Source organism: Spirosoma pollinicola (genome assembly GCF_002831565.1).
GTDB classification, from domain to species: domain Bacteria; phylum Bacteroidota; class Bacteroidia; order Cytophagales; family Spirosomataceae; genus Spirosoma; species Spirosoma pollinicola.
In genome coordinates, this window is record NZ_CP025096.1 from 8,367,154 (window position 1) to 8,388,551 (window position 21,398).

The 21,398-nt window shown below is 46.4% G+C and carries 17 protein-coding genes, 1 tRNA gene and 1 rRNA gene; 6 read left to right on the forward strand and 13 right to left on the reverse strand.

Annotated features, from left to right (window positions below; translation table 11 throughout):
- The first annotated feature begins 22 nt into the window (after positions 1-22).
- A tRNA-Phe gene (locus CWM47_RS38555) sits at positions 23-168 on the forward strand.
- Between the two features lie 288 nt (positions 169-456).
- Here CWM47_RS38555 and CWM47_RS35555 read toward each other — a convergent pair.
- The 4 genes from CWM47_RS35555 to gldB form a co-directional block, all read right to left on the reverse strand.
- Positions 457-2,274, reverse strand: a complete 1,818-nt coding sequence (locus tag CWM47_RS35555) for a MutS-related protein (protein WP_100993234.1) — start codon at positions 2,272-2,274, stop codon at positions 457-459.
- Between the two features lie 102 nt (positions 2,275-2,376).
- Positions 2,377-2,793 (reverse strand): Fur family transcriptional regulator, encoded by a 417-nt coding sequence (locus CWM47_RS35560; protein ID WP_100993235.1) that lies wholly within the window; start codon positions 2,791-2,793, stop codon positions 2,377-2,379.
- A gap of 111 nt (positions 2,794-2,904) precedes the next feature.
- Entirely contained in the window at positions 2,905-4,710 is a 1,806-nt protein-coding gene (locus CWM47_RS35565) for an ABC transporter ATP-binding protein (RefSeq protein WP_100993236.1), read from the reverse strand.
- Between the two features lie 94 nt (positions 4,711-4,804).
- On the reverse strand, positions 4,805-5,779 hold the full coding sequence (gene gldB, locus CWM47_RS35570; protein ID WP_100993237.1) for a gliding motility lipoprotein GldB: 975 nt from the start codon (positions 5,777-5,779) through the stop codon (positions 4,805-4,807).
- 39 nt (positions 5,780-5,818) lie between these two features.
- Here gldB and CWM47_RS35575 point away from each other — a divergent pair, with 39 nt between their 5' ends.
- The gene (locus tag CWM47_RS35575) at positions 5,819-6,721 is read left to right on the forward strand and encodes a porin family protein (protein WP_100993238.1); all 903 of its coding nucleotides are present in this window, start codon (positions 5,819-5,821) and stop codon (positions 6,719-6,721) included.
- A gap of 32 nt (positions 6,722-6,753) precedes the next feature.
- On the opposite strand, the gene hisF is transcribed toward CWM47_RS35575, so the two are convergent.
- From hisF to CWM47_RS35605, 6 genes are all read right to left on the reverse strand, one after another.
- Positions 6,754-7,515, reverse strand: coding sequence for an imidazole glycerol phosphate synthase subunit HisF (gene hisF, locus CWM47_RS35580; RefSeq protein WP_100993239.1), 762 nt, complete (start codon positions 7,513-7,515; stop codon positions 6,754-6,756).
- Positions 7,515-7,937 (reverse strand): GNAT family N-acetyltransferase, encoded by a 423-nt coding sequence (locus CWM47_RS35585; protein ID WP_100993240.1) that lies wholly within the window; start codon positions 7,935-7,937, stop codon positions 7,515-7,517. The genes hisF and CWM47_RS35585 overlap by 1 nt, the downstream gene beginning before the upstream one ends.
- A 1-nt stretch (position 7,938) precedes the next feature.
- Entirely contained in the window at positions 7,939-8,565 is a 627-nt protein-coding gene (locus tag CWM47_RS35590) for a hypothetical protein (protein ID WP_206170575.1), read from the reverse strand.
- 86 nt (positions 8,566-8,651) lie between these two features.
- Positions 8,652-9,374, reverse strand: coding sequence for a 1-(5-phosphoribosyl)-5-[(5-phosphoribosylamino)methylideneamino]imidazole-4-carboxamide isomerase (hisA, locus tag CWM47_RS35595; protein WP_100993242.1), 723 nt, complete (start codon positions 9,372-9,374; stop codon positions 8,652-8,654).
- Between the two features lie 89 nt (positions 9,375-9,463).
- Complete coding sequence (gene hisH, locus CWM47_RS35600; RefSeq protein WP_100993243.1) at positions 9,464-10,066, reverse strand: imidazole glycerol phosphate synthase subunit HisH; 603 nt, start codon at positions 10,064-10,066, stop codon at positions 9,464-9,466.
- Positions 10,067-10,245: 179 nt separating this feature from the next.
- Positions 10,246-11,172 carry a DUF72 domain-containing protein gene (locus CWM47_RS35605; protein ID WP_100993244.1) on the reverse strand — a complete coding sequence of 309 codons (927 nt, stop codon included), beginning with the start codon at positions 11,170-11,172 and terminating at the stop codon, positions 10,246-10,248.
- A gap of 165 nt (positions 11,173-11,337) precedes the next feature.
- On the opposite strand from CWM47_RS35605, the gene CWM47_RS35610 reads away from it, so the two are divergent.
- Positions 11,338-14,010 (forward strand): valine--tRNA ligase, encoded by a 2,673-nt coding sequence (locus tag CWM47_RS35610; protein WP_100993245.1) that lies wholly within the window; start codon positions 11,338-11,340, stop codon positions 14,008-14,010.
- A gap of 147 nt (positions 14,011-14,157) precedes the next feature.
- Positions 14,158-14,688: a D-glycero-alpha-D-manno-heptose-1,7-bisphosphate 7-phosphatase gene (locus CWM47_RS35615; RefSeq protein ID WP_100994178.1), complete on the forward strand. Its 531-nt coding sequence runs from the start codon at positions 14,158-14,160 to the stop codon at positions 14,686-14,688.
- Between the two features lie 301 nt (positions 14,689-14,989).
- On the opposite strand, the gene CWM47_RS35620 is transcribed toward CWM47_RS35615, so the two are convergent.
- Complete coding sequence (locus CWM47_RS35620; protein ID WP_100993246.1) at positions 14,990-16,474, reverse strand: type III PLP-dependent enzyme domain-containing protein; 1,485 nt, start codon at positions 16,472-16,474, stop codon at positions 14,990-14,992.
- A 278-nt stretch (positions 16,475-16,752) separates the two neighbouring features.
- Between CWM47_RS35620 and CWM47_RS35630 the strand changes: the two genes are divergently transcribed.
- Both CWM47_RS35630 and CWM47_RS35635 read left to right on the forward strand, forming a co-directional pair.
- Complete coding sequence (locus tag CWM47_RS35630; protein WP_100993248.1) at positions 16,753-18,114, forward strand: UDP-N-acetylmuramate--L-alanine ligase; 1,362 nt, start codon at positions 16,753-16,755, stop codon at positions 18,112-18,114.
- A 34-nt stretch (positions 18,115-18,148) separates the two neighbouring features.
- Positions 18,149-18,700, forward strand: coding sequence for an LOG family protein (locus tag CWM47_RS35635; protein ID WP_100993249.1), 552 nt, complete (start codon positions 18,149-18,151; stop codon positions 18,698-18,700).
- Positions 18,701-18,723: 23 nt separating this feature from the next.
- Here CWM47_RS35635 and CWM47_RS35640 read toward each other — a convergent pair whose 3' ends face one another.
- A complete protein-coding gene (locus tag CWM47_RS35640; protein ID WP_100993250.1) occupies positions 18,724-21,015 on the reverse strand; it encodes a GH92 family glycosyl hydrolase in 2,292 nt (763 codons plus the stop codon).
- Between the two features lie 158 nt (positions 21,016-21,173).
- Positions 21,174-21,284: ribosomal RNA gene (rrf, locus tag CWM47_RS35645) — 5S ribosomal RNA — on the reverse strand.
- Positions 21,285-21,398 lie beyond the last annotated feature (114 nt).

Genomic DNA, 21,398 nt, shown 5'->3' on the forward strand with positions numbered 1-21,398 from the left:
TACAACAATCCTACAACAAGAGGTGGTTTAGCCCGGAATCTTGTGTATTAATGTGAGCGCTAAGCTACTCAAAATCAGCAATATCGAATCATATCAGACCATATAAAATCATTTTACGAAGGACTGAAAATCCTTGTGTCGGCGGTTCGATTCCGTCCATCACCACCACCCTAACGCGAGCCTTCCCAATCGGGAAGGCTTTTTTATGGCCCATTGTCTCAAGTATTTCCTTTTTGCAATCATCAGACTAGAAAACTAATTTGCTGTCATAATAATAGTATGCAAGCATACTATTATTATGACAGCAAATATACTGCTTTCACTAAATCTAACAAGAGTTAAACAGGGTTGTTTTGGATTTAAACCAGACGGGCCCTTAAGTACCAAACAGCATCTTGCTGTTTATAGCGTTTATAATACTTCCCACAAACAGCAAGATGCTGTTTGGTACCTACATTATTTCTTTACGGCATCCATTTCTATACCAATGGCCCGCATGAGCTGGCTGGCATTGAAACTCTTGCAAATGCCGTCGCGAAGTTTGTAATCAAACACGAGTTCGCCGTTGTTAAGATCGGATTGGAAGTGATAATTGCGAACGAAGCCGTCGGCATCCGTTAACTGGCCTAACTCAAGATCGTGAGTTGAAACAAAGCCCGAAGCCGTTGTGTGGTGTAGCTGCCTAATAAGTGCCTCTGCGCCCCGATGACGGTCGGCGGAGTTAGTACCCTTCAGAATTTCATCCAGAAAATAAAGAACAGGCAAACCCTTCGGTGATTTATCAGCTTTTGTCAGGCCAATAAGGGTTTGAAGCCGCTTGAGTTCGGCATAAAACGACGAGGTACTTTCCTCAAGTGAGTCCTGTGTACGCATGCTTGTAAACACCTGCACGGGCGAACACCAGAACCGCTCGGCTCGCACAACAGCTCCTGCCAGCGCCAGCACGACATTTGTACCCACCGTGCGCAGAAACGTACTTTTCCCCGACATATTGGAGCCGGTAATCAAGATGGTTTTACCAGAACCTCTTACGATGAGCGAGTTGGCAACACTATTATTCTGAGCCAACAATGGATGTGCTGCCGATGTAATTTCCAGGACAAACTCATCATCGACGATGTCAGGCGTAGCATACGACGGGTGCGCAAACGAGAAACCGGCCAGGCTATTCAGGGCTTCCAGTTCGCCAAGAGCGTCGAGCCAGTAATTAAGCACGGGCCCATAGGTTTGCCGCCAGCGTTCGAGTCGAAGCAGGTAGTGAATGTCCCAAAGCGTTGCTACACCAAACAATAAAAAGAAATAGGGGTTTCGCCGAAAATTCAAGCCTTCGGTCAATCGGCCCAGTTGCCCGATCGCTTCTGAAGCCGATTGTTTGTCGGCTGTTAGTTCCTGATGAATAGCCCGCAACCGAACCGTTTTGCCGTTGAGTTGTTCGGCTTGCTGTAAAAGAGCCCGAAATGCCTTTAGTGCAGTTGAGATCTCGAAAGTCTGTTCGCTCACTTCTTTGGCCTTCGCCGATGTTTGCGTAAGTACTAACGCATGTCCGGCCAATGCCAGTAGTACAGCGGCACCCTGTACATAACCCAGTAGCCAGGCAACAAACAAACTTAGCGTAATGACAGGGAAGACAAAGCGAACAATCGTTAGGTAACCTGGCACCGGCGATGTTTCGGCAGTTGCCCATTCCATAAGCGCTTCGGGCGATTGGCTGATTGTCGGTTCAACATACGCTAAAGCTTCAAACTGCTGACGCCAGTCAATTTGCGGATTAAGCTCTGCTGCGGCCTCCTGGCGTAATCGGATGGAATCGGGTAACGAAGGTGCTTTGAGCCAGGCAGACAGCCGTTTCTGGCCATCGTAGGTATGAGTGCGGTTTAAGAGACGAAAAAGAGAGTGCTTTCCAAACACGTCGAGATCACCGGCATAGTAATGGGTGGGGCTAGCAAATTGCTCGCCAGTTTCGGGACGCAGATACTGGCGTTTCAGACGGGCTGCTTCGTCCTGATTAACAAACACCAGTTGATGGTTCAAATCGCGTTCGTATTTAACGCGCTGGTGCATTTTGAGTAATACCAGAAAGCCGATGAGGCCGACCAATAAGGCACCAACGGCGGCCAGTTGTTGATCAAGCCGGGCAAGTCCCCAAACGGCGGCTATGCTTCCCACAAACCAGATAAGCCGCCAGAACGCTAATTGATTGTGTTTTCGTTGAGCAGCCTGTTCTTTCTGACTGAATTGCTGTTGGCGTTCGAGAAAAGTTGTTTCCGGGGGCATTCGGGAGTTTTGTCATGCTGACGAAGGAAGCATCTTCGGTAGCTAGAAGTTTAGTGTCGCTGCCGAAGATGCTTCCTTCGTCAGCATGACAAAAACAATCAATTACTTATTACACTCCTGACATACACCCTGTATGAGCAGGTTCATTTCCTTACGATTATAGCCCTCTGGCAAGGCGATAGACGGAATACTGACTTTATCCAAACACGTCGTTTGACCGCAGGTTTCGCACTTGAAGTGTACATGGTCGTGGTGGTGATGACCAGCCGAACAGTTGTCGCGGCAAAGGGCATATTTAGTGCCGCCTTCATCATCCAGCACCTTGTGCAAAAGACCTTTGTCTAAAAACGTGCGGAGCGTCCGATAAATCGTTACGCGGTCGTGATCAGAACCAAGGCCGTTTTCGACATCGTTATGCGCCAGTGCGTGACCTGCGTTCAGAAACAAATCGAGCACCTCCTCCCGGCCATTGGTATGACGGAGGTTGAAGTCTTTCAAGGTTTTATAGGCAGGGGTCATGATTTATGAATGGAAAATGTATAATGAAAAATGTATAACCAATAATGGAAGTTGACCAATTTTTCTGTAGCCCTCATTATACATTATACATTATGCATTGTCAATTACTCATTATTCTGTTGTCTCAAACTGCAATTTAACCAGATTTGCGTAGATGCCGTCCTCCTGGGTTGCCAGTTCATCGTGCGTACCCGATTCGGCAATCTGGCCTTCGCGCATCACGTAAATCATATCTACTTTGCGGATGGTAGCCAGTCGGTGAGCAATGATGATCGTTGTCCGGTTTTGCATCAGAATATCTAGGGCTTCCTGAACCAGCCGCTCCGACTCGGCATCAAGCGAACTTGTTGCTTCGTCCAGAATCAGAATGGCGGGATCTTTCAAAATGGCACGCGCAATAGCAATTCGTTGTCGCTGACCACCCGATAGTTTAACGCCCCGTTCGCCAACAATGGTCTGTAAACCTTCGGGGAACGAGTCAATAAATTGTAACGCATTGGCTTTCCGAGCTGCTTCGCGTACTTCCGTTTCCGATGCGCCGGGTTTACCATATTGAATATTTTCCAGAATTGTACCGCCAAATAGCATTACCTCCTGCGGTACGACAGCAATGTTTTTACGTAGTTCCGTTACGTTGAAGCCCGACAGGTCGCGATCATCGACGGTGATTTTGCCGCTGGCAATTTGATAATAGCGCATCAGCAACTGGACAATTGTCGATTTCCCAGCTCCACTTTGTCCAACCAGAGCAATTTTCCGTCCGGCAGCCACATCGAGCGAGATGCCTTTCAACACGGCGATATCCGGGCGGGATGGGTATGAGAACCGAACATCGTTAAACTGAACATGACCCAGTACCGGAACAAACAAGGGCGTTTCCTCAGCGGCATCAACTTCGGATGGTTCTTCCAGAATTTCCAGAATCCGTTCCGATGAGCCAATTGTTTTTTGCAACTGAGCGTATAGATCGCCCATGCCCGCTACGGAGCCGCCGATAAAGGTTGTGTAAACAATAAATGTCAGTAGGTCGGCAAAGGGCATTTCGTTTGACATAACCAGCGAACCGCCATACCAGACCACGCCAATGATACCCCCGAAGAGTGCAAAGATCACGAAGGAAACGAATATACCCCGGTAGCGGGCTGCGTGCAAAGCCGTATTGACAACCAGTTGTAAGGCACTGCCGTATCGGTTTATTTCCAGTTTTTCATTCGTAAACGCCTTCACTACGTTCACTGACTGAAGCGTTTCCTCAACGATTATATTGGCTTGGGCCAGCAAATCCTGCGCCTTCTTCGACAGTTTGCGAATGAACCGCCCGAAGAACATGGCGGCTACGATGATGACCGGGAAAGTTGCGAGCATAAACAGCGTCAGCTTCCAGGAAACGTAAAAAATGATTGCGGTACCAATGGTCAGCGTACCCACCTGCCGAAACAGTTCAGCAACGGTCAATGTCAGCACATCCTGTAACTGCGAAATATCGGCAGAGATCCGGCTCGTTAATTCGCCCACACGCCGTTTCTCGAAGAACGGAATGGGTAGGGTAATAATTTTGCTGTAAGCCGCCCGACGTACATCGGCCATTGCCCGCTCGCTCACCTGCGAGAAAAAATAAATCCGAAAGAACGAGAAAATAGCCTGTGCAACCAGAACCCCCACAAAAAACAGGGTGACCTGATTCAGCGTAAAGGCCGATTTCCCCTGAATAACGCTCGTAATCTGCCCGATGAGCAACCCGAAACTCATGGTTGTACCCGTCGACAGGATCAGGAACACAAACCCGATTATGTATTGAACCCGATAGGGTTTTACGAAGCGGAATATGCTCAGGGCTTTTTTGAACCCATCGCGACTAAACTTCTTTTTATCTTCCTCGTTGGCTTCTTCGCCAAAACTTCCTCCCCTTTTTGCCATTATTTTTGGTGGAATGGTGTAGTTGTGAAGTGAGTGCAGTAGTTTTTCCAGGACAATTGACTACCACACTTAATTTACTACTATCACTAATTCACTATTCTTTCTGTCCTTTATAACCTGACTGTTCAAAAATTTGTCGGGCGTCGGCGTTCCGCATCAAGTCCGGAACAGATACGCCACTGTGTTCTTCATGATACCGCCCTACAATTCGCCAGCCTACCCAACGACCAATGGCACCGGGACACGCTTGTCCGATTTCGGCAGTAAAGGGCCGCTCGTTCAAATATCGCTGTTTTATTGCAGGACTTGTTTGGTATAACAATTGATTATCAATAAAATGAGCCCAGACAACATCTTGTGCATTAAACGTTTCGGTCAATTGTTTGTCTGAATAACCGATAACCAGACTGTCGGCGACTTCAGGTAGCATTGCTTTTGTAAATACATACCCTTTGCCATAATACACCATATCGGCCAGCATCGTTTGGTCGGCCCGATTGGTTGCATTGTATTTGTCGGAGATGGCGAAGACAATAGCCGGAACGATGTATTCTTTCTGATATCGGCGAAGGATGTATTGCGGAAACTCTTGTCCTGGTGGGCGGTATTTGGCTTTTGGTCCGGCAAAATAGTCGATTCCGATAACAACAAGGCTGTCGGTAACGACCAGATCAGGGCCAAGAAAACCCGTTACGATGGTAGCTACTTTGGGTGCTTTGAAGTCGGGAAAATCTTTTTTGATGTTCGTAAAGGCTTCGGCCAGTTGTTTTTTCAGATCGGCCATGTCGCCGTACTCGGCCTGAATCTGGTTATTGAGTTCATTAAGGGCCGGGTTATTGACCCGGTTGGTCAAATCATGAATGAGTGCCGTATCATTTCCGGCTCCATTCGCGTTAAAGTACAATTGAGAGACAGCCTGATTCCGATTGAGCAAGGCCCGAACGCTATCGGGCGATTTAGCGGAAAAGAGTTGTTGATCAAGCCGGATAAGGGCAACGTCTTCATTTTTAGTACAGGAAGACACCAAAAAGAGACAAAAAAGGCCTACAATGGCCAATCGTATTTGCATGAAAATCACGTGTTTTCAATATAGAAAACGTGCAAAATTATGAAAAAAGTTGCAGGGTTTGGATTGATTTTGGTCATAATGGTGGCTGGCAGCGCCTGGTCGCAGTCTACATCGCCCGCTTTATACCAGATGAGAACAAAGGAATCGAGCGTTACGGAGAAGCGATTCCGTAAAATATTGGGTGATAATTATGACGGTCAGGACAAGAATCGTAAAGAATATGACGACGACCGCAAACGCCGTCGGAAGAAACAACAGACAACAACAGACAACCAGGCAGAAAATAACGGCTATGGCTCCGGCCCCGATTATCAGTGGCCCAGTCACCTGATCGAAATGGGTATTCGCTTTGCCCCATCGCTCGACATTAACACAGCCGAAGGAAACGGCACGTATGCAGGGTTTCGCAACAACGGCGCAGGCGTTCGGATGAGTGTTGGCCCAACGCTCGATTACTTTTTCTTCAAGGACCGCTACGCATTTAGTACGGGTCTTTTTTACACCATAAAGCGGTCAGGTTTTCAGATGCCCGGTTCGTTTGGTCAAACCGTCTGGAATCCCGGCGCACCCGAAAAAGAGTCTATTTACAATTTGCAGTACCTGCAAATTCCGGCAACGGTGAAGTTGTTTGCCAATAACATTGGTCCCAACATGCGTCTGTACATTCAAACAGGTGGCTTATTAAGCATCAAATTAGCTGAGCATGCTGTAGAGCCAGCCCGAAACGGCCTTTATATGGCTGAAAGTGGCGGTACCCGACGGCAGTATGGCTTCGGAGATATAGAGTTGCTGCTAGGTGCGGGCGTACAATACAAAATCAACCAGAACAACGCGTTTAACATTGGGATGAGTTATCAGCGCGGCTTAGTTAACGTGGCGCGGGGGAGTGACCTGACGTCAAAAAACCGGGTTGTCTCGCTGGATTTAGGGTTTAAGTTTTAAGGTACCAAACAGCTAGAAGCTGTTTGGTACATTTAACTCGTAATCCGCATTTCAATACCTTTCTCCCGCAAATACCCTTTCAGATCGGGAATACCAATCTCTTTAAAGTGGAAGATACTGGCGGCTAGTCCAGCGTCGGCTTTACCGGTGGTGAATACATCGACAAAGTGATCCATCGTACCCGCCCCACCCGATGCGATGACCGGAATATTAGCGGCTCCCGAAATCTGAGCGGTCAGTTCAAGAGCAAATCCCGCTTTGGTGCCATCGGTATCCATTGAGGTCAACAGAATTTCGCCCGCTCCCCTATTTTCCAGTTCCCTGGCCCAGGCAATTGTGCGTAACTCGGTTGGCTTGCGTCCGCCATGCGTGTGAACGATGTGCTCGCCATTTACAAAGCGCGTATCAATGGCGACCACCACACACTGACTCCCAAACTCCAGCGCCAGTTGGTTTATCAAATCCGGGTTACGAACGGCTGATGAGTTGATCGAAATTTTATCGGCACCTGCGTTGAGCAAAGCCGACACATCGGCAACCGATGAGATTCCTCCGCCAACTGTAAAGGGTATATTGATGGTATGCGCCACGTTACGCACGAGTTCAATAAGCGTTTTACGCTCATCGACAGTGGCCGTAATGTCCAGAAAGACAAGCTCGTCGGCACCTTCTTCGGCATAAATGGCGGCAAGAGCAACTGGGTCGCCAGCATCGCGGAGGTTAACGAAGTTGGTTCCTTTTACGGTGCGACCGTCTTTAATATCGAGGCAGGGAATGATTCGTTTTGTCAGCATTAGTACTCGGTAAAAGCTTTAATAGACATCGTATTTTCGGGCGTATCAATTGGTTTGAAACCAAATTGCTCGTATAAGCCGTGAGCATCAAATGTAACCAGCATAAGTCGGCGCAGGCCCTGTAAGGGTGGATACGCCATAATGTGAGTCATCAATTGTTTCGATAATCCCTTACCTCGGTGCTCTGGCAAAATGAACACATCAGCCAGATAGCCGAATGTAGCCGAATCAGTAATGACCCTGGCAAACCCAACCTGCTCATCGCCCTGATAAACACCGAAACAAAGCGAGTTCTCAATGGACCGCTGGACAATCTCAACCGGAATGTTCTTGCACCAATACGCTTCCTGACTCAAAAAGCGGTGAATCACCTCAAGATTGAGTTTCGATTTGTCATCGCTAATGGTGTAATCGGAATTCATTTTAATCTTTATTAATAGCCTTGGCCTGTTCTTTTCCCAATTTATCAGAACGAAACAGCAGATTCAAATCATTCAAAATACCAACTACATTCTGTAACTCTTCACACTTAGGTTCATCTCTAAGATAAGCATCAGGATTGCTGTAACTATAAACACGATAATTATTTGGCCCAAATAACTCAAATGAATAACTGTCTCCATCTGTAAAAAGGCTTCGCCTTCTTTCCGTCCTGTATCCCTTAACCGTAAAACTTCCATCTGCCTGCATTCCAGTTTGAACTGTATCTACAGGTGGCGATGGCCTTGATTTAGGATATAATCGGTCGAATACAGTAGATTCATTCGGCAAAGTGAGGATATTTTGTTTCAAAAGTCTTTGCCACAAAGCCAGCGTAGTGGTAACGGTCGGTTTCCATCGTTTAGCAGATTGAAAGCCTCGTTGATTTGAATCAATAATATATTTTACTACTGTGAACAGTTTCTCTGTTTTATGCAAAACGTACACTGCTTGAGCATCACCAAATCGCAGGCCCTGCCGGTACCAGATTAGCACTTCATATTCATCGGCCTCTAGGTTAGGTTCCTTCAAGCCTATCTGTTTAGTCAGTTTTGGAAATATTCTCTTCACCGTCGAATCAGACGAAACATGTGCAAATACTTCGGGGATTAGTAGCAGCGAAAACCACAATAAAAGTAACAGCCGTCCCATGGTTTTTATATCCCGCTAATCTTCTGCAACTCTTTCAACGTCACCCGTCCCTCATAAATCGCCTTGCCAACAATGACGCCATAAACACCCATATCGGCAAGTGTTTCAATGTCGGCCATATTGCTGACGCCCCCACTGGCAATAATATTCAGGTTCGGAAACTGGTCCTGCATGTTTCGGTAGAGATCGAACGAAGGACCCTGCAACAGGCCATCTTTTGCTACATCGGTACTGATGACGTACTTAATCTCCTTTTCAACCCATTTCTGAAGGAAGTCGTAAATCCAGACATCGGTGCCTTCTTCCCAACCGCTGACAGCTATTTTTTCGTTTTTAGCATCAGCGCCCAGAATGAGCTTTTCAGAACCGAGCCGCGAAAGCCAGCGCTCCATCTGGTCCGGGTCTTTTACGGCAATGCTGCCACCCGTTACTTGTTTGGCACCGCACTCAAAAACAATCCGCAAATCTTCGTCAGACTGAACGCCACCGCCGAAATCGACGTGCAGACTGGTTTTTGACGTAATCAATTCCAGCACCTTCCAGTTTATCACTTTCTTTTCTTTGGCTCCATCAAGATCAACCAAATGCAGGCGGGTCAGGCCAGCGCCTTCAAATTCCTGAGCAACATCAAGCGGTCGGGCGTTGTATTCTTTCTTCTGATTGTAGTCGCCCTGGGTCAGTCGAACGGCTTTGCCTCCAATCAGGTCAATAGCGGGAATAATATGCATTTCTTAAACACAGAGTAAACGGAGGATTCACGGAGAATACAGAGAACCCTGTGTTCTCCGTGCAAAAACTCTATGCCCTCCGTGGTTATTTATAATGTCAAAAAGTTCTCTAAAATCTGTTGTCCAACGTTTCCACTGATTTCAGCGTGGAACTGGGCTGCATAGAAATTATCCCGGTGCAGCATGGCGCTGAATGGCCGAACATAATCGCAAATGGCGGTTGTTTCGGGGCACACATCGGCGGCATAACTGTGTACGAAATAAACATAGGCATTATCCGGCAAGCCTTCCGTTAGTGGCCCACGCAACGTATGAATGTTATTCCAACCCGTATGCGGTACCTTAAATTCAGGCTGACCGTCTCCACGGCGGGTCGGAAATCGCCGAACGTCAATATCAAATATGCCCATGCAGGTTGTATCGTTCTCTTCCGAATGGCGGCACATAAGCTGCATACCCACGCAGGTACCCAACACTGGCTGCTTGAGGGATGGAATCAGTCTGTCCAATCCCCGTTCACGCAGGTAGGCCATAGCGGTACTGGCTTCGCCCACGCCGGGAAAGATAACCTTATCGGCCGAGCGAATTTCGGCTTCATCGTCGGTAAGCAGATAACTGGCTCCCAGCCGTTCCAGCGCGTACATCACCGACTGAACGTTGCCCGCGTTGTATTTGATAATGACAGTTTTCATAGTAAAAAAGCCCAGTTCCTTAGCAGAACCGGGCTTTGTATATTGTGGTAATCAGGGATATCTCACCGAATTCACAAACACGAGCATCTTGTTCTGCTGCGTTACCGCTCAGAATGGTGATGCAGATGGTTTGTTGCTTGCGAAATCATACAGCAAAGGTAAAAGCTGGGGCCTGTAAATCAAAACAAACTTCCCTGCACCACTTTCGGTTGCAAAACAGGTTCATGCAGGTTGAGGTTACAATGCTTGTTAAGTTCTCGAATCCAGTACAAAATAAGTTCGGGCGCAGTATCATTGTCGCCACCGCCGTGAACAAATAAATAGGCTTTTTGAAGCCCCTTGTCGAACCAGGTTTTCAGCCGCTGCACCCAGGCATCAGTGCGACTATAATCCGTCGGGTGGCCTTCATTGGCAATGAACCGCAGTGTTAGAACGGGGCTACTTAGACCCATGTGCAACACATCCCGCCGACCGGCAACATCTGTAATAACTACGTGCCGATGCAGGCCATAGAGTCGTTCGAGCGTTTGTTGCCAGACGGCTGCTTTACTGAACCAGTCAGGATGGCGAAATTCAACGGCTACATCGAGTTCGTCAGGCAGGCTTCTGAGATAGGCTTCCAGAACAGGCCATTTATCGGGGCCAAACGTGGGTGGCAGTTGCAAAAATGTCATGCCCAGAAATTCTTCCAGACTCAGCGCGGCATTGACAAATTCTTCGGTCAATCCCTCGGTAGCAATTAAATGACGCTCGTGACTAATGGCCTGCGGAAACTTAGGGCAATACGTAAATCCATCCGTAGCTTCGGCTTTCCATTTCTCAATCATTCCTAAGGTGGGAATCTGATAATGCGTCAGGTTTAGCTCAATTGTGTTGAACTGCCGGGTATAATAATGCAGGAAATCCCGGTCTTTGGCGTGGCTTGGATATACTTTTCCTACATAATCTTTGTTAGCCCAAATAGGTCCGCCAATAAAAACCGACGGCTTAGTCCGGTCGCTGACGGGCAGCGGTTCGACGGCGGCCCAGATACGTCCGTTAAAAGCGGCTCCGGGTGGTAGCTTAAAATTAACGGTGTCCAGGTTATGTATTTTTCCGAATTCCATATTCGCCTATTCATGAAGTGTAAACGTAAAACTGCCAAACATAGGCTTTCGTTTTTTCGCCCTACCCAATTTAGTTAATTTTGCTTTTTATCTGTGTTCCTCACCATCGGTTTTTACCATTTGGGCTTTCTGCCCGGTAGTAGGAGACAGCATTTCAACTGATTTATGATTTCAAAGACATACGCCCCCCAAGAGATTGAAGCCAAGTGGTATCAATATTGGCTTGACAATCAATTTTTTAAGTCTACGCCGGATGAGCGTGAGCCTTATACCGTTGTTATTCCGCCACCAAACGTGACGGGTGTGTTGCACATGGGCCACATGCTCAACAATACCATTCAGGACGTGCTGGTTCGGAAGGCACGTATGGAAGGTAAAAACGCCTGTTGGGTGCCTGGAACCGACCATGCGAGCATTGCGACCGAAGCCAAAGTGGTGGCTATGCTGAAAGAACGGGGCATTAGTAAGAAAGATTTGACCCGCGAAGAGTTTCTGGAATACGCCTGGGAATGGACGCATAAATACGGCGGCATCATTCTGTCGCAACTTCGTAAACTCGGTGCTTCCTGCGATTGGGACCGCACCCGTTTCACGATGGAGCCGCCTTTGTACGATTCCGTTATCGACGTGTTTGTTGACCTCTACGAAAAAGGGCAGATTTATCGGGGCGTGCGCATGGTTAACTGGGACCCACAAGGTCGCACGGCCGTATCGGACGAAGAAGTTATCACTAAAGAAATTCAACAAAAACTGGTTTACATTCGGTACGAGATTGCTGGAAGCAACGGGCAGGATTTTATTACGATTGCCACCGTTCGGCCCGAGACAATCATGGCCGATGCCGCTATTGCCGTCAACCCCAACGACGAGCGGTACAAGCACTTGCATGGTCGGAAAGCCATAATCCCGCTGATCAATCGTGAAATTCCCATTATTACAGATGAGTATGTAACGATGGACTTCGGAACGGGTGGCCTGAAAGTTACGCCCGCCCATGATCCAAATGACTACGCGCTGGGTATTACGCATAACTTGCCTGTGCTGGACACACTGAATGATGATGGAACATTGAATGAGAAGGCTCAGATTTTGGTGGGAATGGATCGCTTTGCGGCCCGGAAAGCCATTATCAAATTGCTGGAAGAGTCAGGTAATCTGGAAAAAACCGAAGAGTACAAATCGAACGTTGGCACGTCAGAAAGGACGGGAGCGGTTATTGAGCCGAAACTATCCTTGCAGTGGTTCCTGAAAATGGACGAGCTGTCGAAGCCTGCGCTCAAGAACGTTATGGACGATACCATCCAACTCGTCCCACCGAAGTTCAAAAATATGTATCGTTCCTGGATGGAGAACGTACACGACTGGTGCATAAGCCGCCAACTATGGTGGGGCCAGCGGATTCCGGCCTTTTACATGCAGGACGGTACGGTTATCGTGGCCAAAAACAAGCATGAGGCTCTGGAGAAAGTGCAGCATGAAAAATTGCTGTTTGCCATGACCGAAGCCGACCTGACGCAGGACGAAGACGTACTGGACACCTGGTTCTCGTCGTGGTTATGGCCTATGTCGGTTTTCGATGGCTTAAAAGACCCGAACAACGCCGACATCAATTACTATTACCCGACGAATGACCTGGTTACGGCTCCTGAAATCCTGTTTTTCTGGGTGGCCCGGATGATCATTGCCGGGTATGAATACCGGGGAGAAGCGCCGTTTAAGAACGTTTACCTCACTGGTATCGTCCGCGATAAGCTGGGTCGTAAAATGTCGAAGTCACTGGGAAACTCCCCCGATCCGCTCGATCTCATCGATCAATATGGAGCCGATGGTGTTCGTACAGGTATGTTATTCAGTTCGGCAGCGGGTAATGACCTGATGTTCGACGAGAAACTGGTGGAGCAGGGACGGAATTTCAGCAACAAAATCTGGAATGCGTTTCGGCTTGTGAAAGGGTGGACGGTTGCTGAAACGTCGGTATCGACTCATCAATCATTACCCATTCAATGGTTTGAATCGAAATTGAATGCGACGCTGATTCAGATTGAAGACGATTTCAGCAAATTCCGTATTTCGGATGCGTTGCAGGCCGTTTACAAGCTCATCTGGGATGATTTTTGTTCGCAGTACCTCGAACTCATCAAGCCGCCATTTGACACTGAAGCTGGCACTTCGCAACCTATCGACCGGGAAACGTATGAGGCTACGATCAATTTCTTTGAGCGGCTCATGGCGTTGGCGCACCCATTCATGCCGTTTATTACAGAAGAAATCTGGCAAGATATTCGTGAACGGAAAGAAGGTGATAGTATTTGTATCGCTCCCTTCCCAAAAACTGGAAATGTTGACGAGCAAACGCTAACCGATTTTGAGACCCTGTTCGAGATGATCTCGAACGTTCGCAACATTCGGAATGCCAAGCAGATTTCACCCAAAACCGAACTTCCCCTGGCGATCAAAACAACTACGCTCGATCGCTTTAGTAAGCTCGAAACGCTGGTGAAGAAAATGGCCAATGTTTCGGCAATCAGCTATGTCAGCGGTAAAGCGAAGAGCGAGTCCAGTGCAAATTCCTCTCTGGCACTTTCGTTCCTGATTAAAGGCGATGAGTTTTTTGTCAATATTGCCGGAGAAGTTGACGTTGAACAGGAAATTGCCAATACCCGAAAGGAACTGGACTACAACATTGGTTTCCGGGAGTCGACGCTCAAAAAGCTATCGAACGAAAAATTTGTAGCCAATGCCAAGCCTGAACTCGTTGAGCGCGAACGCCAAAAATTGGCCGATGCCGATGCTAAAATTCAGGCACTAGAGCAACGATTAAAGGATATGGGCGTATAGTTAATAGATCACTCATATTGTATCAGGTATTGAAATGCTCGTATTGAGGACGATTAACTAATTTAACAATAATTTTTTAAAGCAATAATACAATTATTTGATCAAATAATTGTATTATTGCTTTTTCTATAACCATTCATGTCATCAATGAACAAGTGTATTTTTCTAGACCGCGACGGCGTACTTAATGAAGATCGCACGGACTATGTATACCGGGTAGAGGATTTTATTATTCCCGATGGTGTTCCCGAAGCACTTCGTCTATTGAAAGACGCCGGGTATTTGCTCATTGTTATTACCAATCAGGCAGGCATTGCCCGAGGTCTTTATACGCGTGATGATGTGATGGCCTGTTACAATTACTTGCAGAATCAATGTGGTCAGTTAATTGATGATATTTATTATTGTCCACACCACCCCAAATACGATACCGAGTCGCTCACCCGTAAACCTGGCTCGCTGATGCTCGAAAAGGCAATGGCGAAATACAATATTCAACCCGACAATTCCTGGATGATTGGCGATGCTCTACGCGATATGCAGGCAGGTAAACGCGTTGGTGTACGCACAGTCCGAATCTCGCACGAACCGCAAATCTTTACCGAATGTGATGGCAGTGCCACCAGTTTGCTGGAAGCATCCCGGTTTGTACTGGAATATGACAAAAAACCAGTCTAATAAGAAAAAAGACCTCTAGCCTAGAAAGCGAGAGGTCTTTTTTCTTAACGTCTTTTTCTATGCCCGAACCTGTCCTGACACAGGTTTCTGCACACTTCCGTATGCAGGGCAGTTTGCCTTTCGCGAACAGGATCCAAGCGATAACGTCGCCAGTACCGCACCAAGTATCAGTAATTTTTTCATGAATATATAGTTCTGTTTATCCCTAACCCTCAGATTGATAAACGAATATAGTGCCAAAAACTGTACGAGTAACTGATTTTTTGTTAGGCTGGCTTATCTGTGCCAGCCTGACAAAAAACTAATTCTCCTCTTTTATTAATTCGGCTTCTTCTTCGCGCTCTTCAGCCGCTTCGGTTGCTTCGAGTTCAGTCATGCCGGGTTCTGCGTCACCGTAGCCCAAAATCTTGAGCATCACTTCACTATTTTGCTCTGGCGCAAATAAGCGGGTCCGCAGGTTACCTTCTTCGTCTTTATCAACAATAACGTGCTGTGGCGCGGGTATGAGGCAGTGTTGAATACCACCATAACCACCCAGCGACTCCTGATAAGCACCCGTATGGAACAGACCAATATACTGATCTTCGGTATCCTGATCAAAAATGGGCAGGTACAAATCGGCGCTGTGGGCTTCCGTATTATAAAAATCGTGCGAATCGCAGGTTAATCCACCCAGGTTGACTTTTTGGTATGGATTCTCCCAGTTGTTAACCGATAGCATGATGTATTTCTGACCAAGGCCCCACGAGTCAGGCAATTGCGTAATGAACGATCCGTCGATCATGTACCACAATTCCTTGTCGTTTTGCAACTTCTGATCAATTACTTTGTAAATAACTGCTCCGCTTTCGCCAACCGTATATGAGCCAAATTCCGTAAAAATATGCGGAACCGGTACGTTACTTTTATTACAGATCCATTGGATACTTTCCACGATCTGATCGATCATGGCCTGGTAATCGTAAGTAAACTGGAACGACGTTTGAATGGGCATACCGCCACCAATATCGATAGAGTCGAGGTCAGGACAAATTTTCCGCAGTTCGCAGTATTTGTACATGAACCGGCTTAATTCGCTCCAGTAGTAGGCGCTGTCTTTTATACCCGTATTGATAAAGAAGTGCAGCATTTTCAGCTTAAACTTCTCATTCGGCTGGATTTTACTGCGGTATAACTCATTAACATCACTATACCGAACCCCTAAACGTGACGTATAGAACGCAAAATTAGGTTCTTCATCCGTAGCGATACGAATGCCAAAATTAACTGTATCAGCAGTTATGGAATTTTCGTATGCTTCAATTTCTTTCAGGTTATCAAGAACCGGAATGCAATTGGTAAATCCCTCGTTAATTAACTCGCTAATGTATTGGGTGTAGAGTGGCCGTTTATAGCCATTGCAGATAATATATGTACTCTTGTTGACCTTATCTGCTTTGTACAATTCCCTGATAATCTGGATATCATAGGCCGATGACGTTTCGAGATGTACATTGTTCTTAAGAACTTCATCGAGCACAAACCGAAAGTGCGACGACTTGGTACAATAGCAATACGTGTAGTTTCCCTTGTAGTTGTACCGTTTCATGGCATTCTTGAACAGCAATTTAGCGTGGTCAATATGCTCCGTGATTTTCGGTAAATACGTCAGTTTCAAGGGCGTGCCGTACTCCTTGACAATGTCCATCAGGGGGACATTATTGAACATCAGTTCATTGTTCTCGACATTAAACTCCCGTGTCGGGAATTCAAACGTCTGGTCAATCAGGTCATAGTATGTCTTCATCCCTACGTTCGACGCATAAAATGGGGGTAGTCCGCAGATGCGGTTGTGTTAAAAAAAACAGGTGCGAATTTCATCCGGAAAAATGGTGGTCCGGCATTCCGGCTTTCCAAGCGAAGTTTATTCGTACGATAGTCAACGAAAAAGTAGGGGGTTTGATTCGAAAATGACCTAAAATTAATATTACAGAAACATGCTTCTTGAGCCGATGAATTATCTTCTTTCATCAAACCAAAAAGAACGTCTACTTTTGTCCTTCGTCACTGATTGATTTTTACCGAATGTCTCAGGTTATCCATTTTATTTCTATTGGCGGCAGTGCCATGCATAATCTCGCCCTGACGCTTCACCAACAAGGCTATACCATTTCGGGCTCTGATGATGAAATCTATGATCCATCGCGAACCCGTTTGCTGCAACACGGCTTATTACCCCCCAAAACGGGCTGGTTTCCCGAAAAAATAACTACAGATCTGAATGCTGTTATCGTTGGAATGCATGCTAGTAAAGACAACCCTGAACTCGTTAAAGCGCAGGAGCTGGGTTTACCCATTTATTCGTACCCTGAGTTTATGTACCTGCAAAGCCAGCATAAACAGCGGGTAGTTATTGCCGGTAGTCATGGCAAAACGACCATCACGGCCATGATTCTGCACGTCCTGAAGTATCATAACCGCAAATTCGATTTTCTTGCTGGCGAGCAAATTGATGGGTTCGAGACGATGGCCCAGCTCACACCCGATGCGCCGGTCATTATTCTTGAGGGCGATGAATACCCATCGTCACCTATCGACTCCCGTCCAAAATTTCTGCATTATCAACCCCACATTGCCCTCATCAGCGGCATTGCCTGGGACCATGTTAATATTTATCCAACCTGGGACGAATATGTCGACGCCTTTGAGTCACTGGCCGAAGCAATGCCTAAAGCGGGTATTTTGATTTTCGATGAGTCTGACGATATGCTTGATATTATTGGTCAGAAAGATCGCACCGATATAACCAAGATTCCTTATTTGCCGCATCCTGCTACTACGGTTGAAGGAAAGACGATTTTACTGACCAAGAAAGGAGCGAAGGTTCCTGTACAGGTATTTGGCCAATATAACCTGAAGAATATTTCTGGTGCCATGACCGTTTGCGACCGGATTGGCATTACTGAAGAACAGTTTTACGAAGCCATTCCAACGTTTAGAAACGTGTCCATGCGGCTGGAAAAAGTCGCCGAAAGCAGTCAACGCATTTTATTCCGTGACTTTGCCCATTCACCAGTTAAAGTAGAAGCCACTACTGAAGCAGTAAAACACCAGTATCCGAATTGGAAATTAGTAGCCGTTGTTGAGCTATCTACATTCAGCAGCCTTAATAAAGCGTTTTTAGAGCAGTATAGAGGTACATTAGATATGGCTGATCAAGGTATCGTCTATATCAGCAAAAATGCCTCAGATGTAAATTCAGAGGCTATCACGGCCGACTATGTGCTTGCTGCTTTTGGAAAGCCGGGACTACTTGTGTTCAATAAGGCCGACGATTTACTGGCTCACCTCATTCAACAACGTGATGTAGCCAGCGTTTTTCTGTTAATGAGTTCCGGCAATTTTGATGGGTTGGATTTGAACATGCTGGCAGACCAACTTATTTAATACGAGCTTTATCCTCCTACTCAGAATCACACCTATGCAAAGTATTGTCGTTTACTGTGCGTCGAGTCTCGGCGTAAACCCATTATATAACGAGGTTGCCACTGAACTCGGCGAGAAAATGGCGGCCAATAGTATCCGCCTGATTTATGGCGGGGGCGGTTTTGGTCTTATGGGCAATGTCGCCAACGCTGTTTTACAAAACGGTGGTGAAGTGACGGGCGTAATTCCCAATTTTCTTGCTGAGCTGGAAGTGGCTCACCAAACCCTCACCGAACTACACTTTGTTGAAACCATGCACGAGCGGAAGTTCAAAATGGTACAACTATCAAAAGGAGTAATTGCCTTACCGGGCGGCTATGGAACCATGGACGAATTGTTCGAGATTTTAGCCTGGCGACAACTCAAACTGTATGATGGGCCTGTTGCGATTGTCAACACAAACGGCTTTTACGATCTGATGCTTAAGCAGCTTGACCGCATGGTTGCCGATGGCTTTCTGAGAGCTGAGAACCGGTCTATTCTGCTTGTAGCAGACACTGTTGACGAAGTGCTGGAGATGATAAGTGAGTTCTGGGATAACATATAGTATCCCGGAACTCGCCCTAACTACTACTTAGCTGACGAAAACGAGAACGGGAAATCAGCTGTATTTGTCCCGCGCTGGGTATTTGGTTTATCTGTCATCTGAAAGTTAAGCGTAGCACCCTGCATTAACTCTTTATGGCTCACCCAGTTTGGACTATACGTTTTGCCATTTACTGTAAGTCCTTTGATGTATCGGCTTTTCTCGCTGTTTGTAGGCGCGTTTATCGTTAGTGTCTTTCCATTTTCCAGCTTGAGCGCTATTTTTTTAAACAGTGGTGCGCCTAATATATATTGGTCTGTACCGGGACAAACTGGATAGAAACCCATAGCTGAGAACACATACCAAGCCGATGTTTGCCCATTATCTTCATCGCCACAATAGCCATCGGGCGTAGGTTGATACATCCGATTCATCACCTCACGCGCCCAATACTGCGTTTTCCAGGGTTGTCCCGCATAATTGTACAGGTAAATCATATGCTGAATCGGCTGGTTGCCGTGAGCGTAATTACCCATATTCATAATCTGCATCTCGCGGATTTCATGAATGACAAAGCCGTAGTACGAATCATCAAAAACGGGCGGTACTACAAAAACGGAGTCGAGCATTTTCACAAATTCTTTTCGACCACCCATCAAATCGGCAAGTCCCTGAATATCATGAAAAACGGACCAGGTATAATGCCAGCTGTTTCCTTCCGTAAAAGCATCTCCCCATTTGAACGGGTTGAACAAGGACTGAAATGTACCGTTCTCATTTTTGCCCCGCATCAGTTTTGTCGAAGGATCAAACAGGTTTCTGTAGTTTTGAGAACGTCTGGCAAAACGGTCTAATTCGGCCTGTGGCCGCTTTAATTCCTTCGCCAATTGATAAATTGTGAAGTCGTCGTAAGCATATTCCAACGTTCGGGCCGCATTTTCATTAATCTTGACATCATAGGGCACATAGCCTAGCTTGTTGTAATAACTCGCGCCTTTTCGGCCAACCGAGCTGAAAGGGCCCTCCGTTTCTGTATTTTTTAGAATAGCCTCGTAGAGTGTATTTATATCATAACCTTCCCTAATACCTTTTAAGTAAGCATCGGCGATGATTGACGCAGAATTTGACCCAATCATACAGTCTCGGTGCCCCGGACTAGCCCATTCGGGCAAAAATCCACTCTCTTTATACGCATTCACCAGTCCTTCCATGATGTGGGCGTTCATAGTTGGCTGCGTTAAATTAAATAGCGGAAATGCAGCCCGAAACGTATCCCAAAAGCCATTATCAGTGAACATATAGCCGGGTAATACTTCACCATTATAAGGGCTGTAATGCACTACCTTTTTAGTATTATCCAATTCATAAAACTTCCTAGGAAAGAGCATTGTCCGGTATAGACACGAATAAAAAGTGCGAAGCTGCTCGTCAGTACCTCCTTCGGCCGTTATCCGGCTTAGTTCCTTGCTCCATACCGCTTTTGCTTTAGCCTTAACGGCGTCAAATGAATCACTGCCAATCTCGTTCAGATTACGCTCGGCCTGTCCCGCACTGATGAATGAAGAAGCCACACGAGCATAAACCTGCTCGCCTTTTTTAGTTTTAAAACCGACTACAGCTCCAACGTGGTCTGCTTTCTGTTCAAGTTCTTTTAGTTCTAACTGCTTACCATGCCATACAGCAGTGTTAGCAAACGGTGTATTAAACTGGATAACAAAGTAGTTCTTAAAATTAGCCGGTACGCCACCGCTGTTTTTAGTTGTATAGCCAATGATTTTATTTTCGGCAGGAATAACTTTTACATACGAACCCTTATCTAATGCATCAATGACTACGTATGCGTCCTCTGTTTCCGGAAAGGTAAACCGTAAAGCAGCTGCCCGCTCTGTCGGGCTGATTTCTGTCGTAACGTTGTGGTCAGCCAGATAAACTTTGTAATAGTAGGGCTTAGCTATTTCTGATTTATGTGAGAACCAGCTAGCGCGTTCATCTTCATTAAAACGCAGTTTGCCTGTAATGGGCATAATAGCAAACTGGCCATAGTCATTTATCCAGGGGCTGGGTTGGTGCGTTTGTTTGAACCCACGAAGCTTATCAGCATCATAGGTATAGGCCCAGCCATCACCCATTTTTCCCGTTTGGGGCATCCAGCAATTCATTCCCCAAGGCAAGGTAATGGCTGGATATGTATTCCCGGTTGATAAGATTGGTTTAGAAGCCGTTCCCATAAGTGGGTTAATCAAATCGACGGGATCAATTTTCTGTTGATTTGATTGAGAAAAGGAAGAAATCATGGCACAACATACAAATGCCAGTGTGAGTAAAGAAGATCGCATTGAGTTATATAGAAGATCCTTATTTTGAATTCAAAAAGAAATTAAGCCATAAAAATAAGTGATCTACTAATGCATCAATGCTGTTGACCATCTATTTGCGAAGAATGGCTTAAAACGCAAAAAGCCTGTCCGGATGGACAGGCTTTCGCTGTTTCAATAGGTGGCATCTTCCTACTCTCCCGCTTATGACAGCAGTACCATCGGCAGTACGGGGCTTAACGACTCTGTTCGAAATGGAAGAGGTGAACACCCGCCTAAATTACACCAACCTAATTGACTCTTCTGACTATTTACAGTCAATGTCTTTGTCTTTTTTCCCACAGAGAGAGACTCTGATTCTATCTTACTAACTGATTTATGTTTGCGAATAGGTATCGCTTGTT

Coding starts and splice junctions, on each gene's coding strand:
- CWM47_RS35610 (WP_100993245.1), top strand. CDS start 11,338: ATGATTTCAAAGACATACGCCCCCCAAGAGATTGAAGCCAAGTGGTAT.
- CWM47_RS35605 (WP_100993244.1), bottom strand. CDS start 11,172: ATGGAATTCGGAAAAATACATAACCTGGACACCGTTAATTTTAAGCTA.
- hisF (WP_100993239.1), bottom strand. CDS start 7,515: ATGCTGACAAAACGAATCATTCCCTGCCTCGATATTAAAGACGGTCGC.
- CWM47_RS35560 (WP_100993235.1), bottom strand. CDS start 2,793: ATGACCCCTGCCTATAAAACCTTGAAAGACTTCAACCTCCGTCATACC.
- CWM47_RS35640 (WP_100993250.1), bottom strand. CDS start 21,015: ATGCGATCTTCTTTACTCACACTGGCATTTGTATGTTGTGCCATGATT.
- CWM47_RS35565 (WP_100993236.1), bottom strand. CDS start 4,710: ATGGCAAAAAGGGGAGGAAGTTTTGGCGAAGAAGCCAACGAGGAAGAT.
- hisA (WP_100993242.1), bottom strand. CDS start 9,374: ATGCATATTATTCCCGCTATTGACCTGATTGGAGGCAAAGCCGTTCGA.
- gldB (WP_100993237.1), bottom strand. CDS start 5,779: ATGCAAATACGATTGGCCATTGTAGGCCTTTTTTGTCTCTTTTTGGTG.
- CWM47_RS35585 (WP_100993240.1), bottom strand. CDS start 7,937: ATGAATTCCGATTACACCATTAGCGATGACAAATCGAAACTCAATCTT.
- CWM47_RS35630 (WP_100993248.1), top strand. CDS start 16,753: ATGTCTCAGGTTATCCATTTTATTTCTATTGGCGGCAGTGCCATGCAT.
- CWM47_RS35555 (WP_100993234.1), bottom strand. CDS start 2,274: ATGCCCCCGGAAACAACTTTTCTCGAACGCCAACAGCAATTCAGTCAG.
- CWM47_RS35620 (WP_100993246.1), bottom strand. CDS start 16,474: ATGAAGACATACTATGACCTGATTGACCAGACGTTTGAATTCCCGACA.
- CWM47_RS35575 (WP_100993238.1), top strand. CDS start 5,819: ATGAAAAAAGTTGCAGGGTTTGGATTGATTTTGGTCATAATGGTGGCT.
- CWM47_RS35635 (WP_100993249.1), top strand. CDS start 18,149: ATGCAAAGTATTGTCGTTTACTGTGCGTCGAGTCTCGGCGTAAACCCA.
- hisH (WP_100993243.1), bottom strand. CDS start 10,066: ATGAAAACTGTCATTATCAAATACAACGCGGGCAACGTTCAGTCGGTG.
- CWM47_RS35615 (WP_100994178.1), top strand. CDS start 14,158: ATGAACAAGTGTATTTTTCTAGACCGCGACGGCGTACTTAATGAAGAT.